Origin of the sequence: Acinetobacter sp. ANC 4178, assembly GCF_004331175.1 — a bacterium.
In the GTDB taxonomy this organism is placed as follows: Bacteria; Pseudomonadota; Gammaproteobacteria; order Pseudomonadales; family Moraxellaceae; genus Acinetobacter.
Map to the genome: position 1 here is coordinate 430,574 of NZ_SJOD01000001.1, position 22,076 is coordinate 452,649.

At 39.5% G+C, this 22,076-nt stretch carries 21 protein-coding genes and 1 pseudogene; 10 read left to right on the plus strand and 12 right to left on the minus strand.

Translation table 11 applies throughout. From position 1 onward, the window contains the following. The first annotated feature begins 93 nt into the window (after positions 1-93). Complete coding sequence (locus tag E0H87_RS02010) at positions 94-1,305, plus strand: aspartate aminotransferase family protein (protein ID WP_131321918.1); 1,212 nt, start codon at positions 94-96, stop codon at positions 1,303-1,305. Positions 1,306-1,379: 74 nt separating this feature from the next. Here the strand turns inward: E0H87_RS02010 and E0H87_RS02015 are convergent, their stop codons facing one another. The 3 genes from E0H87_RS02015 to surE form a co-directional block, all read right to left on the minus strand. Further along, the gene (locus E0H87_RS02015; protein WP_131321920.1) at positions 1,380-2,309 is read right to left on the minus strand and encodes a LysR family transcriptional regulator; all 930 of its coding nucleotides are present in this window, start codon (positions 2,307-2,309) and stop codon (positions 1,380-1,382) included. 95 nt (positions 2,310-2,404) lie between these two features. After that, positions 2,405-3,214, minus strand: a complete 810-nt coding sequence (locus E0H87_RS02020) for a peptidoglycan DD-metalloendopeptidase family protein (protein WP_131321922.1) — start codon at positions 3,212-3,214, stop codon at positions 2,405-2,407. Positions 3,215-3,338: 124 nt separating this feature from the next. Continuing rightward, a complete protein-coding gene (gene surE, locus E0H87_RS02025) occupies positions 3,339-4,106 on the minus strand; it encodes a 5'/3'-nucleotidase SurE (protein WP_044740268.1) in 768 nt (255 codons plus the stop codon). A gap of 104 nt (positions 4,107-4,210) precedes the next feature. Between surE and E0H87_RS02030 the strand changes: the two genes are divergently transcribed. The 4 genes from E0H87_RS02030 (at position 4,211) to E0H87_RS02045 (ending at position 7,054) form a co-directional block, all read left to right on the plus strand. Next, positions 4,211-4,585, plus strand: a complete 375-nt coding sequence (locus E0H87_RS02030) for an MCR_0457 family protein (protein ID WP_131321924.1) — start codon at positions 4,211-4,213, stop codon at positions 4,583-4,585. A gap of 178 nt (positions 4,586-4,763) precedes the next feature. Next, positions 4,764-5,147 carry an MCR_0457 family protein gene (locus E0H87_RS02035; RefSeq protein ID WP_131321926.1) on the plus strand — a complete coding sequence of 128 codons (384 nt, stop codon included), beginning with the start codon at positions 4,764-4,766 and terminating at the stop codon, positions 5,145-5,147. 118 nt (positions 5,148-5,265) lie between these two features. Continuing rightward, positions 5,266-6,414 carry a D-alanyl-D-alanine carboxypeptidase PBP5/6 gene (dacC, locus tag E0H87_RS02040; protein ID WP_131321928.1) on the plus strand — a complete coding sequence of 383 codons (1,149 nt, stop codon included), beginning with the start codon at positions 5,266-5,268 and terminating at the stop codon, positions 6,412-6,414. A gap of 100 nt (positions 6,415-6,514) precedes the next feature. After that, positions 6,515-7,054, plus strand: coding sequence for a gamma carbonic anhydrase family protein (locus E0H87_RS02045; RefSeq protein ID WP_131322490.1), 540 nt, complete (start codon positions 6,515-6,517; stop codon positions 7,052-7,054). A gap of 80 nt (positions 7,055-7,134) precedes the next feature. Here the strand turns inward: E0H87_RS02045 and E0H87_RS02050 are convergent. Both E0H87_RS02050 and E0H87_RS02055 read right to left on the minus strand, forming a co-directional pair. Beyond that, a pseudogene (locus tag E0H87_RS02050) lies at positions 7,135-8,004 on the minus strand (IS982 family transposase). 138 nt (positions 8,005-8,142) lie between these two features. Then, entirely contained in the window at positions 8,143-8,679 is a 537-nt protein-coding gene (locus E0H87_RS02055) for a cysteine hydrolase family protein (RefSeq protein ID WP_131321930.1), read from the minus strand. A gap of 454 nt (positions 8,680-9,133) precedes the next feature. Between E0H87_RS02055 and E0H87_RS02060 the strand changes: the two genes are divergently transcribed. The 5 genes from E0H87_RS02060 to E0H87_RS02080 all read left to right on the plus strand — a co-directional run bounded on the left by E0H87_RS02060 (position 9,134) and on the right by E0H87_RS02080 (position 13,662). After that, entirely contained in the window at positions 9,134-9,619 is a 486-nt protein-coding gene (locus E0H87_RS02060) for an NUDIX hydrolase (RefSeq protein ID WP_131321932.1), read from the plus strand. A gap of 4 nt (positions 9,620-9,623) precedes the next feature. Then, positions 9,624-10,760 (plus strand): tRNA 2-thiouridine(34) synthase MnmA, encoded by a 1,137-nt coding sequence (gene mnmA, locus E0H87_RS02065; RefSeq protein ID WP_131321934.1) that lies wholly within the window; start codon positions 9,624-9,626, stop codon positions 10,758-10,760. Positions 10,761-10,774: 14 nt separating this feature from the next. Further along, the gene (gene hflD / locus E0H87_RS02070) at positions 10,775-11,506 is read left to right on the plus strand and encodes a high frequency lysogenization protein HflD (RefSeq protein WP_131321936.1); all 732 of its coding nucleotides are present in this window, start codon (positions 10,775-10,777) and stop codon (positions 11,504-11,506) included. A gap of 57 nt (positions 11,507-11,563) precedes the next feature. Then, a complete protein-coding gene (gene purB / locus E0H87_RS02075; RefSeq protein ID WP_131321938.1) occupies positions 11,564-12,952 on the plus strand; it encodes an adenylosuccinate lyase in 1,389 nt (462 codons plus the stop codon). Positions 12,953-13,026: 74 nt separating this feature from the next. Next, entirely contained in the window at positions 13,027-13,662 is a 636-nt protein-coding gene (locus tag E0H87_RS02080) for a DUF2238 domain-containing protein (RefSeq protein WP_131321940.1), read from the plus strand. 62 nt (positions 13,663-13,724) lie between these two features. Here the strand turns inward: E0H87_RS02080 and E0H87_RS02085 are convergent, their stop codons facing one another. The 7 genes from E0H87_RS02085 to E0H87_RS02115 all read right to left on the minus strand — a co-directional run bounded on the left by E0H87_RS02085 (position 13,725) and on the right by E0H87_RS02115 (position 22,076). Continuing rightward, on the minus strand, positions 13,725-14,141 hold the full coding sequence (locus E0H87_RS02085; protein ID WP_131321942.1) for a hypothetical protein: 417 nt from the start codon (positions 14,139-14,141) through the stop codon (positions 13,725-13,727). A 108-nt stretch (positions 14,142-14,249) separates the two neighbouring features. Then, a complete protein-coding gene (gene sohB / locus E0H87_RS02090; protein ID WP_131321944.1) occupies positions 14,250-15,212 on the minus strand; it encodes a protease SohB in 963 nt (320 codons plus the stop codon). Positions 15,213-15,409: 197 nt separating this feature from the next. Beyond that, positions 15,410-16,321, minus strand: coding sequence for a phosphate ABC transporter ATP-binding protein PstB (gene pstB, locus E0H87_RS02095; protein WP_131321946.1), 912 nt, complete (start codon positions 16,319-16,321; stop codon positions 15,410-15,412). A gap of 13 nt (positions 16,322-16,334) precedes the next feature. Further along, the gene (gene pstA, locus E0H87_RS02100) at positions 16,335-17,726 is read right to left on the minus strand and encodes a phosphate ABC transporter permease PstA (RefSeq protein WP_131321948.1); all 1,392 of its coding nucleotides are present in this window, start codon (positions 17,724-17,726) and stop codon (positions 16,335-16,337) included. Then, on the minus strand, positions 17,723-19,102 hold the full coding sequence (pstC, locus tag E0H87_RS02105; RefSeq protein WP_131321950.1) for a phosphate ABC transporter permease subunit PstC: 1,380 nt from the start codon (positions 19,100-19,102) through the stop codon (positions 17,723-17,725). The genes pstA and pstC overlap by 4 nt, the downstream gene beginning before the upstream one ends. A 99-nt stretch (positions 19,103-19,201) precedes the next feature. Next, positions 19,202-20,227 (minus strand): substrate-binding domain-containing protein, encoded by a 1,026-nt coding sequence (locus E0H87_RS02110; protein ID WP_131321952.1) that lies wholly within the window; start codon positions 20,225-20,227, stop codon positions 19,202-19,204. A 466-nt stretch (positions 20,228-20,693) separates the two neighbouring features. Continuing rightward, positions 20,694-22,076, minus strand: a complete 1,383-nt coding sequence (locus tag E0H87_RS02115) for an amino acid permease (RefSeq protein WP_131321954.1) — start codon at positions 22,074-22,076, stop codon at positions 20,694-20,696.

A 22,076-nucleotide genomic window follows, 5' to 3' on the forward strand; every position in this document is an offset into this window, starting at 1 on the left:
ATCGAATTGGAAAATCAACCCACTATCATCTCCATACTTTTCGTATGCCAATGCTAGTGAAGCTTTTAATTTCTTATCAAATACGAGTTAGTTATGAATACCTTTACTCAAGCCCCTATACAAACTGATCAACCATCTCATTTGATGCCAGTATTTGGCCGTCAACCGATCAGCTTTGTCCGAGGTCGAGGAACGTATTTATATACCGCAGATGGAACTGAGTATTTAGATGCCTTAACAGGGATTGCGGTCTGTGGTTTAGGGCACTCTCATCCCGAAGTGACCCAAGCGATTGCTGAACAAGCAGGTACGCTTATTCATACCAGCAACTTATTTGAAGTCCCTTGGCAAACTGCCGCTGCGCAAAAACTTGCACAAGTTGCTGGCATGGAAGAAGTATTCTTCTCAAATAGTGGTGCAGAATCGAATGAAGGCGCAATCAAAATTGCACGCAAATTCGGACACTTACAAGGTATTGCAATACCTAAAATTATTGTCGCAGATCATTCTTTTCATGGCCGTACCTTAGCAACATTATCAGCTACAGGAAATAAGAAGGTTCAAGAAGGTTTTGCCCCATTAGTTGAAGGTTTTATTCGTGTACCATTTGGTGACATCGAAGCTATTGAAGAAGCTGCAATTCAACATCCAGATATCGTGGCGATTTTAGTTGAACCGATTCAAGGTGAAGGTGGCGTAAATACTGCACCGCAAGGCTTTAGTTATTTAGAAGATATTCGTCGCATCTGTAATCAACATAATTGGTTAATGATGCTTGATGAAGTTCAAACTGGGAATGGTCGTACTGGTAAATATTTTGCTTATCAACACACCAATATTGTGCCAGATGTACTGACTACAGCCAAAGGTTTAGGCAATGGCTTCCCTATTGGCGCTGTCATGACCCAAGGTCGTGGTGTAGGCGTGCTCACTGCTGGAAACCATGGCTCAACCTACAGCGGTACTGCTTTAGGTTCACGTGTTGTTTACACCGTACTTGATGTGATTGAGAAAGAAAACTTACTTGAAAATGCCGCAAATATGGGGAGCTATATTGTTCAGCAATTGGCTCAACAGCTTTCTGATCAAAAAGTCTCTGTGCGCGGTTTTGGATTAATGATTGGTATTGATTTACCAAAACCATGTGCAGAATTGGTTCATATTGCACGGGATGAATACCAAATGATTATTAATGTCACTGCGGGCTCAGTGGTACGCTTATTGCCACCATTAAATATCACTCAAGAGCAAGCAGATCAATTAATTCAGCGCTTAGTGAATATGATTCAAGCTTACCTTGCTTAATCATACAGCGATGTAAAATACATTGCATCGCCCAACAAAAAAAGCCGCGTTTAGCGGCTTTTTTATTTCAGCTTTTATGAAGCTTCTTGATAAATTCTGCCACCGGGTAATTGGCTAAAATATTGTTTCAATGCATCTAAACAACGGTGAATTTTCATAGGCTGTTGTTCACGTTTAGATGTAATTGCATATAAGTAAAAATTAGGTAATTTCCACTCTGGTAATACCTCTACCAATGTACCATTGACTAAATCTTTTTGAACATCAAGATATAAAATTCGAGAAATTCCATGTCCTTGCAAACATAAAGACTTGGCAACCAACACATTATTGGTGGTTAAACGCGAATTCATTTCAATACTCGCAGTCTCACCAGAAATACCATGCTGGAATGCAAAACTTTCATAGTTTTTCATTAAGTTAACGGGAATCAGATCATGATTCTTTAAATCTTCTGGACGCGAAATAGGCGCCGTCTGATTTAAATAACTCGGTGAAGCAACTAACACTTGTTCAACGCGGGCCAGTGGAACCGCATTTAAACTCTGATCTTCAATTTTCGGACTCATACGTAACGCAATATCAATTCGACCTTCTATCAAATCAATATAATGATTGTCCGCTTCCAAATGAACAGCTAAACCTCGATGGGCCGACATCCAATGTGATAATGCAGGAATAACGTGATTTGCGCCTAACTCTGGAGTTGTTGCAATACGCAACTCCCCAACTAGGTCATCACGTAATTCGTTAATACGAATTTTCCCACGCTCTGCAGCAGCTAGCATCTCTTGGCAGCTATGAAAAAAAGCTTGTCCAGCTTCAGTCAAACTCAATTTCCGTGTCGAACGATGTAGAAGGATCACTTCCATCTCGTGTTCTAAAGAACGAATCTGTTGGCTTACAGCACTTGTAGTAATTCCTAACTCTCGTGCGGCTCCGCTAAACGAACATTTTTCCACAACACAAGCAAACACTCCCATTGCTCGAAGTTGATCTAACATAAATTTCCCTCTAAACTTATGAGATGCTCCTACCTTTCAATAAAAGCAACTCATTGGATTATACGGTGAAATTTAAAAGTTGTAATGATCTTAATTTAATTTATTGGTAAAACATTGGTCGGATTGATTGGTTTACCATTTAAGCGTACCTGAAACTCAAGCATAGTACGGCTTGCACCAGAAGAACCCATCTCTGCAATTTTTTGACCAGCCGTTATATTTTCTCCGCTTTTCACAATCATCTTGCTGTTATGCGCATACGCCGTGATATAACCATCAATATGCTTAATTAAGATTAAGTTGCCATATTCTTTAAGCCCATCAGCTGCATAGACCACTTGACCATTTGCAGAGGCATACACTGGATCACCCACATTGCCACTATAACGAATACCTTTCACATTATTGGTTAAATTGAAGTTTTCAATAACTGCACCATTTGATGGTTTAACCCAACGCAAAGAACTCGCTTGCGTAGGCGTCACAGGTACTGTGCTGGTCGAAGATGTTGCCGTGACCGGCGGAGTAGTTGGTAATGTAATTGCCTGACGTTGAATCGGAGTAGTTGGTGTAACAGCTTGCGTCGTAGTAGTACGACGATTATTGCCAGAACCTCTCAACTTGAGCGACTGGCCTACATAAATTCGATAAGGCGGCGCAACATCATTCATATCGGCAATGCTGATATAACTTAGTCCATAACGCGCCGCAATTCCACTTAAAGTATCGCCAGAGCGAACGGTATAATAGTCTGGAGCCGTCGCGTAACGGGTCGGGTTATTAATCTGAGGTTTGGATGCACACCCACTTAAAATAGCAGTGGTCACAATAGCAGTTGAGATTACTAGGGTTTTCAACAATGCTGTTGGCGTAGCAAAGATCCGATTTTGCGACATCGCAGGCATTTATCTTCCTCTCTATATGTCTTTATTGGTTTTCATGCGCGTAAGAGTAGCAAAAATATTTTGAAAAAATCCGCATTCACGGACTTTTTCACAAAGTTACAACATTTACAAGACTTTTGATGTTTTAGCGATACTGTTCATGCAAGTTCTGTAAAATTTCATAATTGGTCGCATCCATTTGAATAGGCGTAATACTGACAAAACCATTTGCAACAGCAAAAAAATCCGACTCAATCCCCGCAATCCCTTGTTTTGGTTCAGCCACTGCTTCACCAGACAAGCCAATCCAGTACACTTGGCGACCACGTGGATCGACATGACTGGTAATCGGTTTAGATTGATAACGGCGACCTTGATAGGTAATTTTCTGACCTTGCAGCTCAGCAACATCAGGAATATTAATGTTCAAAATATGACGCGGTGGTAATTCTGGTAAACCAGCCTGAATAAAGTCATGTACCCATTGCGCCGCAACTGCATAATCTTCTGGATGCTCATAACCACGTACATTGCTTCCTGCCAAAGAGACTGCAATTGCAGGTTGTTTCATTAAGCGCCCTTCAAATGCCGCACCAACCGTACCTGAATACAGCACATCATCACCAAGATTGGCACCACTATTAATACCACTGACCACCAAATCGAACTCAAAATCGAAGAGCCCATTCATGGAGAGATACACACAATCTGCGGGTGTCCCATTCACCGCCCAAACATCTGGCGCAATTGAAATGGGACGCAATGGTCGATCTAAAGTTAAAGCACTGGAAAAACCACTTCGTTCACTTTCGGGTGCCACAATCACCACTCGTCCTAATGGTTTTAGCGCATGTGCTAAAGCTTGTATCCCTGGCGCAAAGACACCATCATCGTTAGCAATAAGAATATTCACAAAAAACTCGCTTAAAAAAGTGACTGACTAGAACATTTCATTGAATTATATGTGAAATTATATATATTAGCGCTCAATATCTATCACTAAATGAGAACCTTACAATGATTAGAACTTTATCATTTTGTCGTGTTTTAGGCTTAGGTTTTTCCATCCTATTTGCTCAAGCTGTCAGTGCCAATAACGAAGGCTTAAGCCCAGAAGAAGCCAATAGCATGGTAAAAGAAGATGTTGCATCGGCTCAAATTATGGCTGAAGTTTGCCCTGCAATTATTGGTAAAAATGCTAAATTAGATGCAAACATACAAATACTGACACAAGAGTATTTAAAAGATTACTCTAGCCCAATGTCTTTAGGTCAACTCCAGTCTGACCCTGAGTACAAATCTATTTTGCAAGAAACCCGCAAAGCTGCGCAAGAAACCAGCAAAGAAGAACAACAAGCTGTTTGTATGGATGTTGTTGAATATCAAGCTTAATTGCTTAAATTGCTTACGAATGACTTCAAGTCAAGTTGTTCGTAAGTTTAAAACTTCCTTAGCCCAAATCCACAACTTCTTCACCATTTCAACCATTTATATACATTTCCCCTCTTCCATTTCTACATAATCTGTTTAACCTTAGCTCAAATAGATTGACCTTTTGAGTTTATTGTTTATGAAATTTGCTGCTTTAAAAACAACATCATTAGCCCTGCTTACCGCTTTTACTTTTTCTCTTACTCATGCTGAAGAAAGCAAAGACGAAAATATTGAAGTCACACCAAATCAAGCTGTGACTCAACAAGAACTCGCTGCCATTTATGTACTTTCAGAAATTTGCCCAAAATTAGTCGATAACAAAGATAGTTTTGAACAAGGTTATGCCAAGCTCGCACATGAACATCTTCCAGAAGAAAAAGATGCTGTTTCTGCACTGGCTAAATTAAGTAAAAGTAAAAGTTTTAAGCCGATTTTAGCTGAAGCAAAATCCGATGCAAAAAGTGCAGGCGACGATAAAAACAAAGAAATCTGTCAAGAATTGACCACCTATAGCAATTGAAACAAATTGGTTACAATACTTTTGAAATAAGCCGATTTCACAGGTAGAAGTCGGCTATGCTTTGTCCTAGAATGCTAAGTTCTTTGTGCTTACATCAAGATATTGGAACCCGCTAGAAATGATCCGTAAAAGCGCCCTTGCTGCCACATTACTATTACCAAGTTTCTCTTTCGCAGCAACTGTCTTATCTACGCCGCCAGAACTCAATAATAAATCTTATGTTTTGATGGACTATGAGACGGGGCAAATCCTCGCAGCAAAAAATGAAAATGAAAAGTTAGCACCTGCTTCAATGACAAAAATGATGACCAGCTACATCATTGAACAAAAACTGTTGAAGGGCGAGCTGACTGAAGATGAAAAAGTTCGTATGAACGAATCTGCATGGTGTCGTGGTAGTAGCACAGAATCATGTATGTATGTTCCTTTAAATGGTACTGCAACTGCTTTAGAAATGTTGCGCGGTATTATTATCCAATCGGGTAATGATGCGTCTAAAGCAATGGCTGAACACATTGCTGGAAATGAAGGTACTTTTGCTTACATGATGAATGAAGAAGCAAAACGTATGGGCATGACCAATACTCACTTCATCAACTCGACAGGTATGCCTGCGGATGGTCATTATTCCACTGCAAAAGATATGGCAACCTTAGCGCAACATATCATTCATGACAGTTCAAAATACTACCCAATCTATTCTGAAAAAGAATTTGCATTTAATGGTATTAAACAAGGCAACCGTAATGCCTTACTTTATACCGACCCAAGTGTAGATGGTTTAAAAACGGGTCATACTGAAGAAGCAGGTTACTGCGTAACCACTTCATCAAAACGCGGTCCAATGCGTTTGATCTCTGTTGTATTTGGTACGCCAACCATCCAAGAGCGTGCGACTCAAACTCGTAGCTTATTGGCTTGGGGCTTTGCAAACTTTGAAACTGTAAAAGTGCAGCCTGCAAACCAAGTTTTAGCTAAAGCAAAAGTTTACTTTGGTAAAGAAAACGAAGTTCAAATTGGCTTAGCAGAAAACTTCAACGTAACCATGCCTAAAGGCAAAGCAGATGCGATTAAAACGCAACTCGTGGTTCAGCCTAAACTGACTGCTCCATTACAAAAAGGTCAAGTGGTTGGTAAGTACGTTGCTAGCTTAGATGGCAAAGTAATTTCAGAAAAACCTTTGGTTGCATTACAAGCGGTTGAAGAAGCTGGATTCTTCGCACGTTTAATCGATCATATCAAACAATTCTTCGCAAACTTATTTTAAGATTTAATAACTTAAACTAAAGTTGAGGCATTCGTATGTAAATACGGATGCCTTTTTATTTTATACTCTGATGTAAATTGCTGAATGACGTTGTATGAACATGAAAAAAAATATCCGTCCTTATCTAGATAGCAAACCGAAGATTGATGCAAGTTGCTATGTTGATGATGCCTCTATTGTGATTGGAGATGTCGTACTGGCTGACCATGTTTCTGTTTGGCCTTTCGCGGTGATTCGTGGTGATGTAAATAGTATTCGCATTGGTAAATACAGTAATGTACAAGACCACTGTATGCTGCATGTTAGCCATAAAAATGATGCTAAACCGAACGGTTCTCCCCTGATTATTGGTGAAGATGTCACGATTGGACATCATGTCACTTTACATGGCTGTACTATTGGTAATCGTGTCTTGGTCGGAATCAACAGTATTGTATTGGACGATGTGATTATCGAAGATGACGTGATGATTGGTGCGGGTAGCTTAGTTCCACCACGTAAGCGTTTAGAAAGTGGATTTCTTTATGTCGGTAGTCCCGTACAAAAATCACGTCCTTTAACCGATAAAGAAAAAGAGTTTTTAACTTACTCTGCACGACACTATGTGAAAGTGGCAAACAATTACCGAGAACAAGATTGATTTCGTAGCAGATATTTTAATAGCCTCATTGTTTGAGGCTATTTTTTAATGTCTCATTTATTAAGTAACCTGAATCCTGTTTAAGCTAATGACTCCATAATTTGAATTTTTGGCTTATTTCGTTGGGTTAATTGATATGCGCATAACGATGCGTAAATCCCACTTAGAAATCCATGAATACTACGTGCTTTACTCGTCACTAAATTGTATTGACCTTTCAATAAGCTGAATAACGTTTCTATTTTATTGCGCTGTTTTAAGTGATATTCATCTGATACACAGAGTTGAACAGACTGCATATTCTTTCGATGATAGGTAATCAAATCAATACCTTGACTTTTTAATCTGCTTTTTAAGTCTTGGCTGATATAGCCACGATCTGCATAAAGCTTTGCTTCTAAGCCTTCAACTAAATGCTCAACCATTTTTATGTCAGCCACATGTCCATTAGATAAAGCAGAACATGCTATTTCACCCAATTGATTCATCCCGATATGTAATTTACAGCCATAAAACCAGCCCATCGAGCTTTTACCACGTGATGCAATTCTGGCTAATGATTTATGGTGTTGAATCCGTTGATTTTTACAGACAGGTAAAGTGGTTGAATCAACCCATAAATATTGGCTGCGTTGGTCTTTCATTAAGGCGACATGTAATGCATGTAGTGCCAATTGATGCATATTGATGAGGTGAATCATCCGTTGGTAGCAGGGTAAGCTTTTAAATAAATGATTTTTATCCTGTTTCAACCATGAAAAGAATGCTTTGAAATTGTTGATATGAGAACACTTATATCAAATGGCGATAAAATTGATTTCTGAGAGACTCAATTGAGCTGGGCGAATTCTTACGGAGTGACGACTTTGTTTGAGAAACTTCCAATAAGTTGCTTCAAATTTAAGAAAGAAATCATCAATTACGCAGAATAATTCGGTGCTATTGAACATTAGGACTAGAGCTTTAGGTTTGGTGTGGTAACTCAACTGATGGCTCTAGTTTTTTTATTTTTCAAGTCAATTTCTTATCCGCGATTCGGGTTAAGTAATGTTACGTGACCATACGTGGTATAGATTCGCTTCCTAAGCTTAGAAATTAAACTCAGCACTTGTAGTAAGTTTAGCGAAAGCTCCATTTAACGTTGAGTTATGGTGCCTTATAATTTGCTGAGCTGAGAGTTGCTCAGAATCAAAAGTTGTATGTGCATCCGAGATAAGGCTTACATTAAAACCTAAATCAGCCGCAGCTCGTACAGTTGTATCAATACAATACTCTGTTTTCATTCCGACAATTACCAACTCTTCGACCTTAAGCTCAGTCAAAATTTTATGTAAGTTTGTTTCTCTAAAACAATTTGGGTACTGCTTTTCTAAAATATGGTAATAATTGCCCATTTTAAGTTCACTAATTAACTGAGTCATTGGGCTTTCTGGACTTAAAGGCGTGTGAGCTAAGCCAACATGACGCATATAAATTACAGGCACCTGAGATAGGTCTGCTTTTTCTATCAGAAGATTAATATTATTCAGTACATGATTATTATTGAATGGTGCAACAGCTTGTTTGAATAAACCGTTTTGCATATCAACTATAATTAGTGCTTTACGTGCAATTAAATTAGACATTTAGAGCTCCATTCTTACCAATAATGAACAGAGCATTACCCTAGCCATTATTGGCTGAGGGTTAGATTATAGAATTGTAAGGGACGTTCTAAAATTTACACACAGCCTTGCAAGAAGGTTGTGGTCATCGTGAATGAGATATTAGGAAAAGCTTTTTTCATTTTTGATGTGATTAAAATTAGAACTAAACCAACATATCATAAATTTCTCAGTAGAACAGCAGATCTAAACAAAAACGGTCAATTCAAAGCGTAATTAGGCTTGATATATCGTTAGATCTTTTGAAAATAACACAATACCCTAATACCATTTCACGAGTTAGTGGGAGCTTAAGAAATAAAACTTAATGACCAAAACAACAGCGGATTGATTCTCCCGAAGAAAACTGCCTGTCAACATAGCCACCGCCTTCTAAATTTTGTAGAATACTCCTTTTATTCCATGGTACTTTTTTATGACCGCTTGGGCAGCTCATGTCACTGTAGCTACTGTCGTTGAAAAAGACGGAAAGTTTCTGTTTGTCGAAGAACACAGCGAAGGCATTACACATACGGTGTTTAACCAACCCGCTGGGCATGTTGAATGCGGTGAAAGCATTATTCAAGCGGCTGTTCGTGAAACCATGGAAGAAACAGGTCATGCGGTTGAAATAGATGCTCTATTAGGCATTTATACTTACACTCCGCCTATGTTCCCTGACCGTACTTATTTTAGATTTTGTTTTTTAGCGCATGTTTTAGAGTATTTTCCTGAAGCTGAACTTGATCAAGGGATTGTCGGTCCAAAATGGATGACCTTGGACGAACTTCAAGAAACTGCTCGCGCCCGTAGTCCTTTAGTGATTAAAGCGGTCAAAGATGCCTTAGCTGGACAGCAATACCCTTTATCGCTCGTTTATGAGCACCAAAACTCTCCTCTTATTTCAAATCTGGATGCTTAATCCTATGCAACAACGTGTCATCGTCGGTATGTCTGGTGGTGTAGATTCTTCTGTATCTGCAGCGCTTCTTCTTCAACAAGGATATCAAGTTGAAGGACTTTTCATGAAGAACTGGGAAGAAGATGATGGCACGGAATACTGCACCGCAATGGAAGACCTTGCCGATGCACAAGCCGTTTGCGATAAAATTGGGATTAAATTACATACTGCCAATTTCGCAATGGAATATTGGGATCGTGTATTTGAACACTTCCTTGCTGAATATGCTGCAGGTCGAACGCCAAACCCAGATATCTTGTGTAATAAAGAAATTAAATTCCGCGCCTTCTTAGATCATGCGGTGAATTTAGGCGCCGACTTTATTGCCACAGGTCATTATTGCCGTCGTGGTGAAACCATGACCAACTCTCGTGGTGAAGAATACGCTCCTTTATTGCGTGGTTTAGATCAAAATAAAGATCAGACTTATTTCTTACATGCCGTACATGGTCGTGAAATTAATAAGACCTTGTTCCCTGTGGGTGAAATTGAAAAACCTGAAGTCCGTCGTATTGCCGAAGAACTTGGTTTAATCACTGCGAAGAAAAAAGATTCAACAGGTATTTGTTTTATTGGTGAACGTCGATTTAATGACTTCTTGAAACAATACTTACCCGCTCAACCCGGAAAAATTGTATTGGATAACGGGAAAGAGGTTGGTGATCATCACGGCTTAATGTACTATACGCTCGGTCAGCGTGGCGGTATTGGCATTGGTGGTATGAAAGGTGCTGATGAAGGTGCTTGGTTCGTCTTACATAAAGATATTGAACATAATCGCCTTGTCGTCGGTCAAGGTCATGATCATCCATTAATGCAAAGTACAATGCTTTGGAGTGAATCCATTGACTGGGTTGCAGGTGAACAAGATATCCCTGCTACAGGTTTCCGCTGTACAGCAAAAACCCGTTATCGCCAACCCGACCAAGCTTGCGTATTATATAAAGATGACACGATGCCAAATGGTGTTCGCGTTGAATTTGATGAATCGCAACGTGCTGTTACCCCAGGTCAAAGTGTTGTGTTTTATCTAGATGATATTTGTTTAGGCGGTGGTGTCATTCATCACACCAATGCACCTAAGCCAGATTTTATTGAATAAAAGGATTGTTCGGTATGGTTGAGTTACCGTTTCAACAGCCTCAAACTTTAAGCCAACGCCAAAATCGCGCATTGGCACTTGCAGCTGTGTTTCAGGCAACGCAACTCACCCATATGACTGCTATTTCTGGGCGACAGAGCATTGGAGATAGCGGGAATTTTTATTTAGAACAGCTGATTAAAGCCAGTCTAAATATTCGCCCGACCTCCAATCAATCCTGTCAAACCTTAGATTTTTTTAATCAACTCGCTGATATTTCTCTGGGATTAAAAACCCTAGAAAGCAGTATTACTCAACCATTTAATCCTGCACCAAAATCCCGCTTACCCAAACTTTCAAATGCTAAGCTTCCGATGTCCTATGCTATGGCATTATTACAATTAGAAAAGAAGGTCTATAGCAATCCAAAGTTTGTAGAAATTATTGAAAAATCACAGCAAAAAATTCTAAAGCAACTTTCTTTTTTCGACAATAACTATACGCATCCAAGCATTCTTGCTAACTTAGCCCAAACCTATGTCGATACCGCAGGACAAATTAATCCTCGCATTATGGTACGTGGCAATGCAGAAGCATTTAAGGATACAGCACATACCAACCGAATTCGTGCTGCCCTCTTTACTGGTCTACAAATGGCACATTTGTGGCGTCAGCTTGGAGGAAGCTCTTGGGGCATGATTTTTAGCAAACGTAAATTGCTCCAAGACATTCAAGATCTCGCTCGTTTACAGTATCAGGTGGTCTAACCCAATGCTGTACGAAACTTTCGTTTTACGTTTTATTCCAAAGTTTAAGGAATCACCATGAACGCTTTAACTGCACTTTCTCCATTAGATGGACGTTACGCTAGCAAATGTGATGCTTTGCGTCCTTTCCTCTCTGAGTTTGGTTTAATCCATGCTCGTGTGACTGTTGAAGTGCGCTGGTTGCAAGCGCTTGCGAACCACCCTGAAATTGTTGAAGTTCCAGCATTTACGGCTGAAACAAATGCAGCTTTAGATGCTATCGTTGCTCAATTTTCTGAAGATGATGCCAACCGTATTAAAGAAATTGAACGCACAACCAACCATGATGTAAAAGCGGTTGAATATTTCTTAAAAGAAAAAATTGCCAATATTGATGAACTTAAAAATGCGGGTGAATTTATTCACTTTGCATGTACCTCTGAAGACATCAATAACTTGTCTCACGCACTCATGCTGAAAAGTGGTCGTGATGTATTGGTTGCATCTATGCAGCAAATTATTGATGCCATTGCAGCATTGGCTGAAAAGCATGCTGAACAGCCAATGCTTTCTCGTACACACGGTCAAACTGCTAGCCCAACAACTTTGGGTAAAGAAATGGCAAACGTAGCTTACCGTTTAGCACGCCAAATTAAACAATTCCAAAATGTAGAATTACTGGGCAAAATCAATGGTGCTGTAGGTAACTACAATGCACATTTATCTGCATACCCAGACATCAACTGGCCTGCGCACTCGCAAGCGTTTGTTGAATCTTTAGGTTTAGACTTTAACCCGTACACGACACAAATTGAACCACATGACTACATGGCGGAACTTTTTGATGCATTGCGTCGTTTCAACACCATTTTGGTTGATTTTAACCGTGATGTATGGGGCTATATTTCTTTAGGTTTCTTCAAACAAAAACTTAAAGATGGCGAAGTGGGTTCTTCAACTATGCCACACAAAGTGAATCCAATTGACTTCGAAAACTCTGAAGGTAACTTAGGTCTTGCGAATGCTGTATTAGCGCACTTAGGTGAGAAATTACCTATCTCTCGCTGGCAGCGTGACTTAACTGACTCAACTGTTCTGCGTAACATGGGTGTTGGTTTTGCACAAAGCTTAATCGCTTTTGAAGCGTGCTTAAAAGGTATTGGTAAACTTGAACTGAATGCAGCCCGTATTCTTGAAGATTTAGACAACGCTCAAGAAGTACTTGCTGAACCAATTCAAACAGTGATGCGTCGTTATAACGTTGAAAAACCATATGAAAAGTTAAAAGCGCTTACTCGTGGTCAAGCTATGACTCGCGACATGATGCTAGACTTCGTCAATGGTACTGAACTTGAAGCTGTACCAGCAGCAGATCGCGCACGTTTAGCGGAAATGACGCCTGCAAGCTACACAGGTAATGCTGCTGAACAAGCAAAACAAATTAAAGATTTAATTGCTAAAATCTAATTTGCTGTTAATTTAAAAAGCGAAGCTTAGGCTTCGCTTTTTTTATGCTTAATTATTTATATGAATAAAATTCAATGATCGAATACCAACTTACTTTTAAACACTGGGCTTGTTTAGCAATTGTTGCTGCTACAATTTTAATTGCCAGTATTCATCCATTAGAATTCGAAGCGTATCTACTTCATCAAGCAGGAACCATTGTTATGCTGCTTGTGCTATATATTACCTTGAAAAAAATAGGCTTAAGCTTTGTCAATTTTATCCTGTATTTAACTTTTCTTGTAATCCATATTTTAGCAGCACATTATTTATATTCTTACGTGCCTTATAACGAATGGATCCTGCAACTTTTTCATTTTGATTTAAATCAAACTATGGGTTGGACACGCAACATGTATGATCGTTGGGTGCATTTGACTTATGGTCTCCTGCTTTACCCTTTTTTCTATCGTATATTTCAAGTATGGCTACCTAGCCTTAAACCTTATGTACTTTTCCTATTGGTGATTCAATTTGTAATGGCAACCAGCCTGATTTATGAATGGATTGAATGGTTAATTGCCATTCAGCTTTCCCCCGAAGATGCTGAAAATTACAATGGCCAACAAGGCGACATCTGGGACGCACATATGGATATGCTGCTTGCAACTGTAGGTGCCACAATCACAGGCGGTATTTATTTGCTAAAACAAACTAAAGCTAAGAACTAATTTATCTGACTAATGAAAATCAATGAGTATGAAACTTAAATAAAACATTTAAATACCATTCGCTACTCATCAATCCATCTTAGAATTTTAGACTCAGCCAAATCGGTATTTTTAAACTTATCCAGATATTCAAAACAAACGTATTCTCCTTTTGATTTTTTGAGCAGTTTTTCATCAAATCGTAGATGTCGATTATATTTCGAATGCACAAATTGAATGGCTATTCGTTCAAAATGGTCATGTTTAATTGCATATGTTTTATAGAACTTGACCACCCCACAGGCTTGTGATGTTTCAATCGGTTGATCAGCTTTCAAATAGGCAGCCAAAATCAAAACAAGGATGCCTGGAATAAACGCGATAAAAAATGTCATCTTTTTCTGATCTTCTTTCTTCTTGGTTGCTTCCATATACATAGCACAATATATCGGACAAATAATCAAAATTAGAAAACCGAGAAATCCTAAAAATGTACTCATAACAGTTTAAATTGTAATGTATTTTTATTGATTGAAAGTACTATAGCATTTCTCAGCCATAAAAAAGCCCACCGAAGTGAGCTTATAAATCATGATCTTAATAAAATCTTATAATTTAGGATCACGCATTTGCACCAAATTCGCATTTGCATTGCTTAAACTTTCCATCACTTTGTGCATTACGGTTGGAACCAATTGGTCTGCAATTTGTGCTGCCTGTAAGCCAATTTTTTCACCCAAAGTCGGTTTACGACGTGTTTGAATTACATACACATCATGTTGTGGCAATAAATTAAGCAAGTATTCGTCTGAAGTCTCAAGTTTATCAACCAAGTTCAAACCTAGAGCATCACGACCATACCAATGTTCCCCTGTCGCAACTTTTTCAACATTTAATTGCGGGCGGTATTTCTCTACAAAGTGCTTAAATAACTCATGGGTTTGTTGCAATTCTTCTTCAAATTTTGCTTTACCTTCAGGTGTATTTTCACCAAACATGGTGACTGTACGTTTAAATTGACCTGCTGTGTACAATTCAAAATCTACATGATGTTCTTTGAGTAAACGATTAAAGTTTGGCACTTGTGCCACAACACCAATAGAACCAACAACGGCAAAAGGCGCAGCAATAATTTCACTGGCAATACATGCCATCATGTAACCACCGCTCGCAGCCACCTTATCTACACAAATGGTCAAATGAAAGCCCGCATCACGCAAACGCACCAACTGCGCAGCAGCTAGACCATAGCCATGCACCATGCCACCTGGACTTTCAAGTCTTACAACAACACGATCACGCCCTGCTTTTGCCGTGGCTAAAATAAGGGTGATTTCTTCACGAATATTGTCTACAGCCGATGCTGCGGTATCTCCTTTAAAGTCTAATACATAGACTTTTTGATTGTTCTTTTTACGTGCACGGGCTTCTTTCGCCAATTGTTGTGTCAGTTGTAGAAACTCAAATTTTGAAGCAGTGGTTTGCGCAATTTTTTTTCTTTGTTCATTTACGCGTGCGTTTAAGTGACTCACTCGTATTTCCGCAGGCAACTTCGGCAATTGAAATAACATATGTAAGTAATTCTCAATTTTGTTTGGATTGACTATAAGATGGGGCTTTTATGGCAAAAATTCAATATCGTTTTTGCAAGAATATAAAGATAAAAAATTGCCTAGTAATCATTCACTTTCTTAATTTAAATCAAGAAAAATTTTACAGACAAAAAAAACCGCAAATAAAATTTGCGGTTGGATTACAGAACACTTTATTAACCGAAGCGACCTGTAATATAAGCTTCTGTTAATTGGTGATCAGGCTGCGTGAAGACTTTTTCAGTCGAGTTCACCTCAATCAAATCGCCTAAATGAAAATATGCTGTGCGATCTGATACACGCGCAGCTTGTTGCATCGAGTGTGTCACAATAGCAATCGTATACTGCGTTGAAAGTTCAGAAATGAGTTCTTCCACTTTTGCAGTTGCAATTGGGTCAAGTGCTGAACATGGTTCATCCATCAGAATCACTTCTGGACTCACAGCAATGGTACGTGCAATACATAAACGTTGTTGCTGACCACCGGACAATCCTGTCCCCGGTTGATTCAAACGATCTTTAACTTCATCCCAAAGACCTGCTTTATGCAAACTATTTTCAACAATTTCTTCTAGGTCGTATTTATCACGTGCTAAACCATGCAATTTTGGTCCGTAAGCAACGTTGTCAAAAATAGACTTCGGGAATGGGTTTGGCTTTTGGAACACCATACCCACTTGTGCACGAAGTAAAACGACATCTAAATTTGGATCATAGATATCTTGATTATCAAGTAGCACTTTACCTGTCACGCGACATGAATCAATGGTGTCATTCATACGGTTTAAGGTACGTAAAAAGGTCGATTTACCGCAACCCGAAGGACCAATGAAGGCGATGACCTCATTCTGATAAATCTGCAAATCAATGCCTTTAATGGCTTCAGCATCACCATAATAAACATGTACATCAGACGTACTGAGCTTTACTTTTGCAGTTTCATTTTCTTTTTTTGCAGATGCTTGCGTATCAAACTGTGAAATAAACGACGTTTGACGCTTTGAATCAGCTTCAGGAGATGTAAATTGAGTCTGTTGTGGATTCACTGACTTGTCCTGCTCTAAAGAGTTATTTACAACGGTATTCATATATTGCCCTCAATTACCAGCGGACTTCAAATTTCTTACGTAACCAAATTGCAAGACTGTTTAATCCAATCATTAATGCAAGGAGTACGATAATGGCTGCCGCAGTACGTCCTTCAAAGAAGTTACGCAACTCATTACCCTGCCATAAATAGACTTGTACAGGTAATGCTGTGGCTTGATCTAACGGTGTGCTTGGGATACTTGCAACAAAGGCACTCATCCCAATAAGTAATAATGGTGCAGTTTCACCTAATGCATGCGCGACCCCAATAATTGAACCAGTCATGATCCCCGGGAGTGCTAAAGGTAAAACATGATGGAATACGGTTTGGATACGCGATGCACCTAAACCTAATGCCGCTTGGCGAATAGATGGTGGTACTGCTTTTAAAGATGCACGTGTGGTAATAATCACGGTTGGTAAAGTCATTAAACTTAACACCAAACCACCGACCAATGGTGCAGATAGTGGTAACTGCATCCAACCAATAAAGATTGCAGCACCTAACAAACCAAATACAATCGAAGGAACAGCCGCAAGGTTATTAATATTCACTTCAATAATATCGGTGATGATATTTTTGGGTGCAAATTCTTCAAGATAGATTGCTGATGCCACACCAATTGGAATAGAAACAAAGATTACAATCAACATCATGAACAGCGATCCCATAAATGCGCCCGCTAAACCTGAAGTTGCTGGTGCACTACGTGAATCTGGATTGGTGAAAATATTGGTGTTAAAGGTATTCTCAATAACCCCTTTGGCTTTCATCGAATCTGCAAGCTGACGTACCTCTGGACTTAATTGTTGCTGGTCATCTGGAAGACTGCGGTCAATATTGCCCGCCAACCACACATCAACATTGGCGTCAGTTAACAGCTTAATGTCTTCGGTTTTACCAATCAAAGATGGATTAGCCAACACCATATCACGTAAACGGTATGATTCTGAATCGGTATAGATACTCGGCAGCTCATCACGCTGTGCTGCAAGTGATGGATCCTTTTTAATCAGACTATTCACCAGTAAAGCATCCCAATCCACCATACCGACTTCAGTTTGCCAAGCCACGTAACGCTCTTGGAACTGGGCTGGAGACTCACCAGTACGTTGTACAGGCTTAGCACCCACATTCACAATGGTTGGGTCAAAATAGACTGGAACTGAAATACTGGTTTGCCAGAATGCAGGTAAACCTTTGGCTAAAATACTACCAAACAGTAAAACCACAAAAAATAAGCCAGAGATGACTGCCGCCAAGCCAAATCTACGGAAGAGTTTTTCTTTGCGGTGACGTTTAGACAAAGAACTTTCAATCATTCTTTTACGTTTTTCGCGCAATTCGGCAGCCGATTGTGAATCAAATGATTGATCCAGAGGAGAAGAATTCGATGTGCTCATTCGTATTGCTCGCGATATTTACGCACGATGTAGAGTGCAATAATGTTCAGACCCAAAGTAATGACAAACAAAGTCAGACCCAATGCAAAGGCAACCAATGCTTGAGGACTGGCAAAATCTGTATCCCCTGTCAATTGCTTTACAATCGTCACTGTCACCGTAGAAACCGCTTCGAGTGGATTTGCATGAAGTAATGGACTATTTCCTGCTGCGAGAACAACAATCATGGTTTCTCCCACCGCACGGGAAACAGCCAGTAAGAAAGCCCCTGTAATCCCGGGTAAAGCTGCTGGCAAAACCACTTTTCGGATTGTTTCAGACTTGGTTGCACCTAAGCCTAAAGAACCATCACGCAATGCACGAGGCACCTGAGTAATAATATCATCTGAAAGTGAAGATACGAATGGAATAATCATGATGCCCATCACGAAACCCGCCGTCAGCGCACTGGTCGCATTGATGTTCACGCCAACTTGCTCACCGAGCATTCTAAAAAATGGACCAATGACCATCATCGCAAATACACCATAAACAATGGTCGGAATACCTGCGAGTACTTCAATGGCTGGTTTTGCCCAAGAACGAAAACCTGAAGAAGCATATTCTGCCAAGTAAATCGCAATCATAAGACCTAAAGGCACAGCAACCAGTAGTGCAATACCACTGACCATGAGTGTGCCCCAAATCAATGGAAGTAAACCGTAGCTGCCTTCTGCATTACCAGAAGTACTAAAACCTGGATTCCATTCGGTGCCGAAGAAGAAGTCCATTGGACTCACAAAACGGAAGAAATGCATCGCTTCAGTGAACATGGACATCACAATACCGACTGTAGTCAGAATCGCGACACCAGAACACAAAGCCAAGCCAATATTAATGATTTTTTCAACTTGGTTACGTGCGCGGTACTGCCCTTGTACGTGTTTTTTCGCCCAAACTAAACCAACTAAAGCTGCACAAATCACCACAGCCAATTTCGCAAAAGAGCCAATACTTTCCACTTTTGCCAATTGTTGTGCTGCTGCGATTTCGTATGGTGCTGCTTGGTCACTCACCCCAAAGCCTGTTGCAATTGCTTGCACACGATCTAGGAGTACTTCAACACCCGCAGCATCTAAACCATTCAGTACATTTGCAGGCACATTGTTCATCACAATATGACGCAAAATATTTGGCTCAACGATATTCCAAACAATCAAAATTAAAAAAGCAGGGATACCACACCACAACGCAACCAATGCCCCATAATATCCTGGGCGCGAATGCAACATTGCTGAGTTATTTCCCTTACCTGCTAAGTTACGACTTTTTGCGAGACCAATTTGGTAAGCGATCGCAATCAAAGCCAGTAACACGCCTATAAGTAGCAGATTCATGTATTCTCCACCGTTTTTTCAATTTTCATTCTTTGAAAAAACTCACTAAGTACAAAAAGCCAATGGTGGGAGATCCCACCATTAGCCTATTTCACCGAATTACTTAACCGCTTTGCCTGCTTTAAAGTCAGCAAGGATTTTTGCACGCTCTTTGTCTGACATAGAGATCAAGCCTGCTTTTTCTAACTTAGAACCTTTACCTGAAACTTTCTTGTTTAAGAAATATTCTGTGTATTGTTGTAAGCCTTTGATTGATTGAAGGTGCTCACCTTTCACGTAGAAGAACAATGGACGTGAAACAGGGTAAGAACCATTCAAAATCGTCTTCTCAGAAGGTGCAACGTTATTTACTGTCGCTACACGTAACTTGTCACGGTTTTGATCGTAGAAACCTAAACCAAACACACCTACTGCACTTGGAGAAGTTTTCAAGCGAGCCAATGTTTCAGTGTAGTCGCCTGCAATTTCAATGACTTTGCCGTCTTTACGGAAAGCTGAACATGCTTTCTTTTGAGCATCTTTGTCTAACTTTTTGAAGTAATCGTAAGATTCGCAACCCGCTTCAACCATTTTCTCTTGGAACACTTCACGTGTACCGTGGTTAGATGCAGGAATCACAAGAGTGATTGGTTCGTTTGGAAGTGTTTTGTCAATTTGGTTCCAACGTGTATATGGGTTTGGAACTAACTTGCCATTTGATGGTAATTTTTCAGCCAATGCAGCAAATACATGGTAAGGCTTTAACTTATATGCTGCTTTGTGTGAGTTTGACGCAAAAACAATACCGTCATAACCAATTTTGATTTCTTGAATTTTATTTACGCCTGCTTTTTTACAAGCATCTAATTCTGTATCTTTAATTTTACGAGATGCATTTGCTACATCAATCGTATTGTCACCTACACCTGCACAGAACTGTTTTAGACCGCCTGAAGTACCACCAGAACCCACAACAGGAGTTTTGAATTGCGGGAACGTATTACCAAACTCTTCAGCCACAATACTTGCATAAGGCAATACTGTTGAAGAACCAGCGATTTGAATTGTGTCACGTGCTGCATTTGCAGTTGTTGCTACAGCTGCCCCTGTTACTGCTAATGCAAGTGCGATGTGGTTTAAGCGCATGCTCATCTCTCTTAATTTGTATGCAATTTGGAGTACGCCACTTTTTTATTCAGTTTTGTACTTTTTTCGATATGTGCATTTTGATTTTAAAATATGACAAATAAGTTACAGCAATATGACGCTTTTATGATAATTACAGCTTGATGAATGATTTATTTAAAATTCTTTCATATTCAATATGTAACACAAGTTATATTCTTATTTTTATGATTTCATTCTGATCAGTGAAATGTAACAATTCATCTTAATGTCATTCAAGCATGCTGCTTTATGCACAATAAAACTCAAATATACGATCTAAAAATTTAAAAAAATGCATTTTAGTGTCCATAAAGCACTCAAAATCACGAAGCCATGAAATACCAACTCGGTTTAATCCATTCACTTAAATCATTAAAAAAAGCGGGCAAAAAAAATGGGTTCGCTAATTTTCATTAACCAACCCACATAATTTTAAAAATTTGAGTTATGGACTTGATTGCACTTCAGGTAATACCGCCGCTTTGCTTCTATATTTAACGACGTACAGAATTGCCAAAGCAAGCATCCAAATTGGACCTAAAATAACAGCCAGTCTCATGTCAGGTGTAAACGCCATAATCAACAAAATGAAACATACGAAACCAATGGTTAAATAATTAGTCCACGGGCTAAGAATGCTTTGGAACTTGGTTTGACGCCCCTGCAACTTCATGACTTTGCTGAATTTTAAATGTGTAACAGAAATCATCAGCCAGTTAATCACCAATGCAGCCACCACCAACATCATAAAGAGCTGAAAAGCTTGACCTGGAATCAGATAATTCACCAAAACACAGAGTGCTGTAATTGATGCTGATACCATTGCAGCGGCTACTGGAATACCGCGACTGTTAATTTTTTTCAATATTGCAGGCGCATTTCCTTGCTCTGCCAAACCATGCAGCATACGAGTATTACAGTAAATACAACTGTTATAGACAGAAATTGCGGCAATCAGCACAACAAAGTTCAGAACATTAGCGACCCCATTACTGTTGAGTGACTGAAAAATTAAGACAAATGGACTCCCCCCTTCTGCCACCATATTCCACGGGTAAAGACACAGTAAAATACCAATTGCACCGATATAAAAAATCAAAATGCGATAGACAATTTGATTGACTGCTTTAGGAATGGTTGTTTCTGGCTGCTTGGTTTCTGCTGCCGCAATTCCGATCAACTCCAACCCACCAAAAGCAAACATAATGACCGCCAAAGCCATAACAAAACCACTGATACCATGTGGGAAAAATCCACCATGCTGCCATAAATTGGCAATACCGGCTTGTGGCCCTGCCGAACCAGATAAAAGTAAATAAATACCAAATCCAATCATGCTCAAAATCGCAATGATCTTAATGAAAGAAAATATAAATTCTGATTCGCCAAAAAAGCGAACATTCACCAAGTTAATGCCATTCATTAAAATAAAGAAAAATAAAGCAGTTAACCATGTTGGAATCTCAGGCCACCAAAACTGAATAAAAGTCCCGATTGCACTTAATTCCGCCATGCTCACCAGTACATAGAGCACCCAATAATTCCAGCCAGACATAAAGCCAGCCATCTTGCCCCAATATTTATTGGCAAAGTGACTAAATGAACCACTCACAGGCTCTTCAACGACCATTTCCCCTAGCTGACGCATAATTAAAAAAGCAATGATGCCTGCGATGGCATAACCCAATAAAATAGAAGGGCCTGCCAGTTTAATGGTTTGTGAAAGTCCTAAAAATAGCCCTGTACCGATTGCTCCGCCTAAGGCAATTAATTGAATATGCCGATTCGACAAGCCTTGTTTCAAGGCATGCTGATTATTTTCATCCAT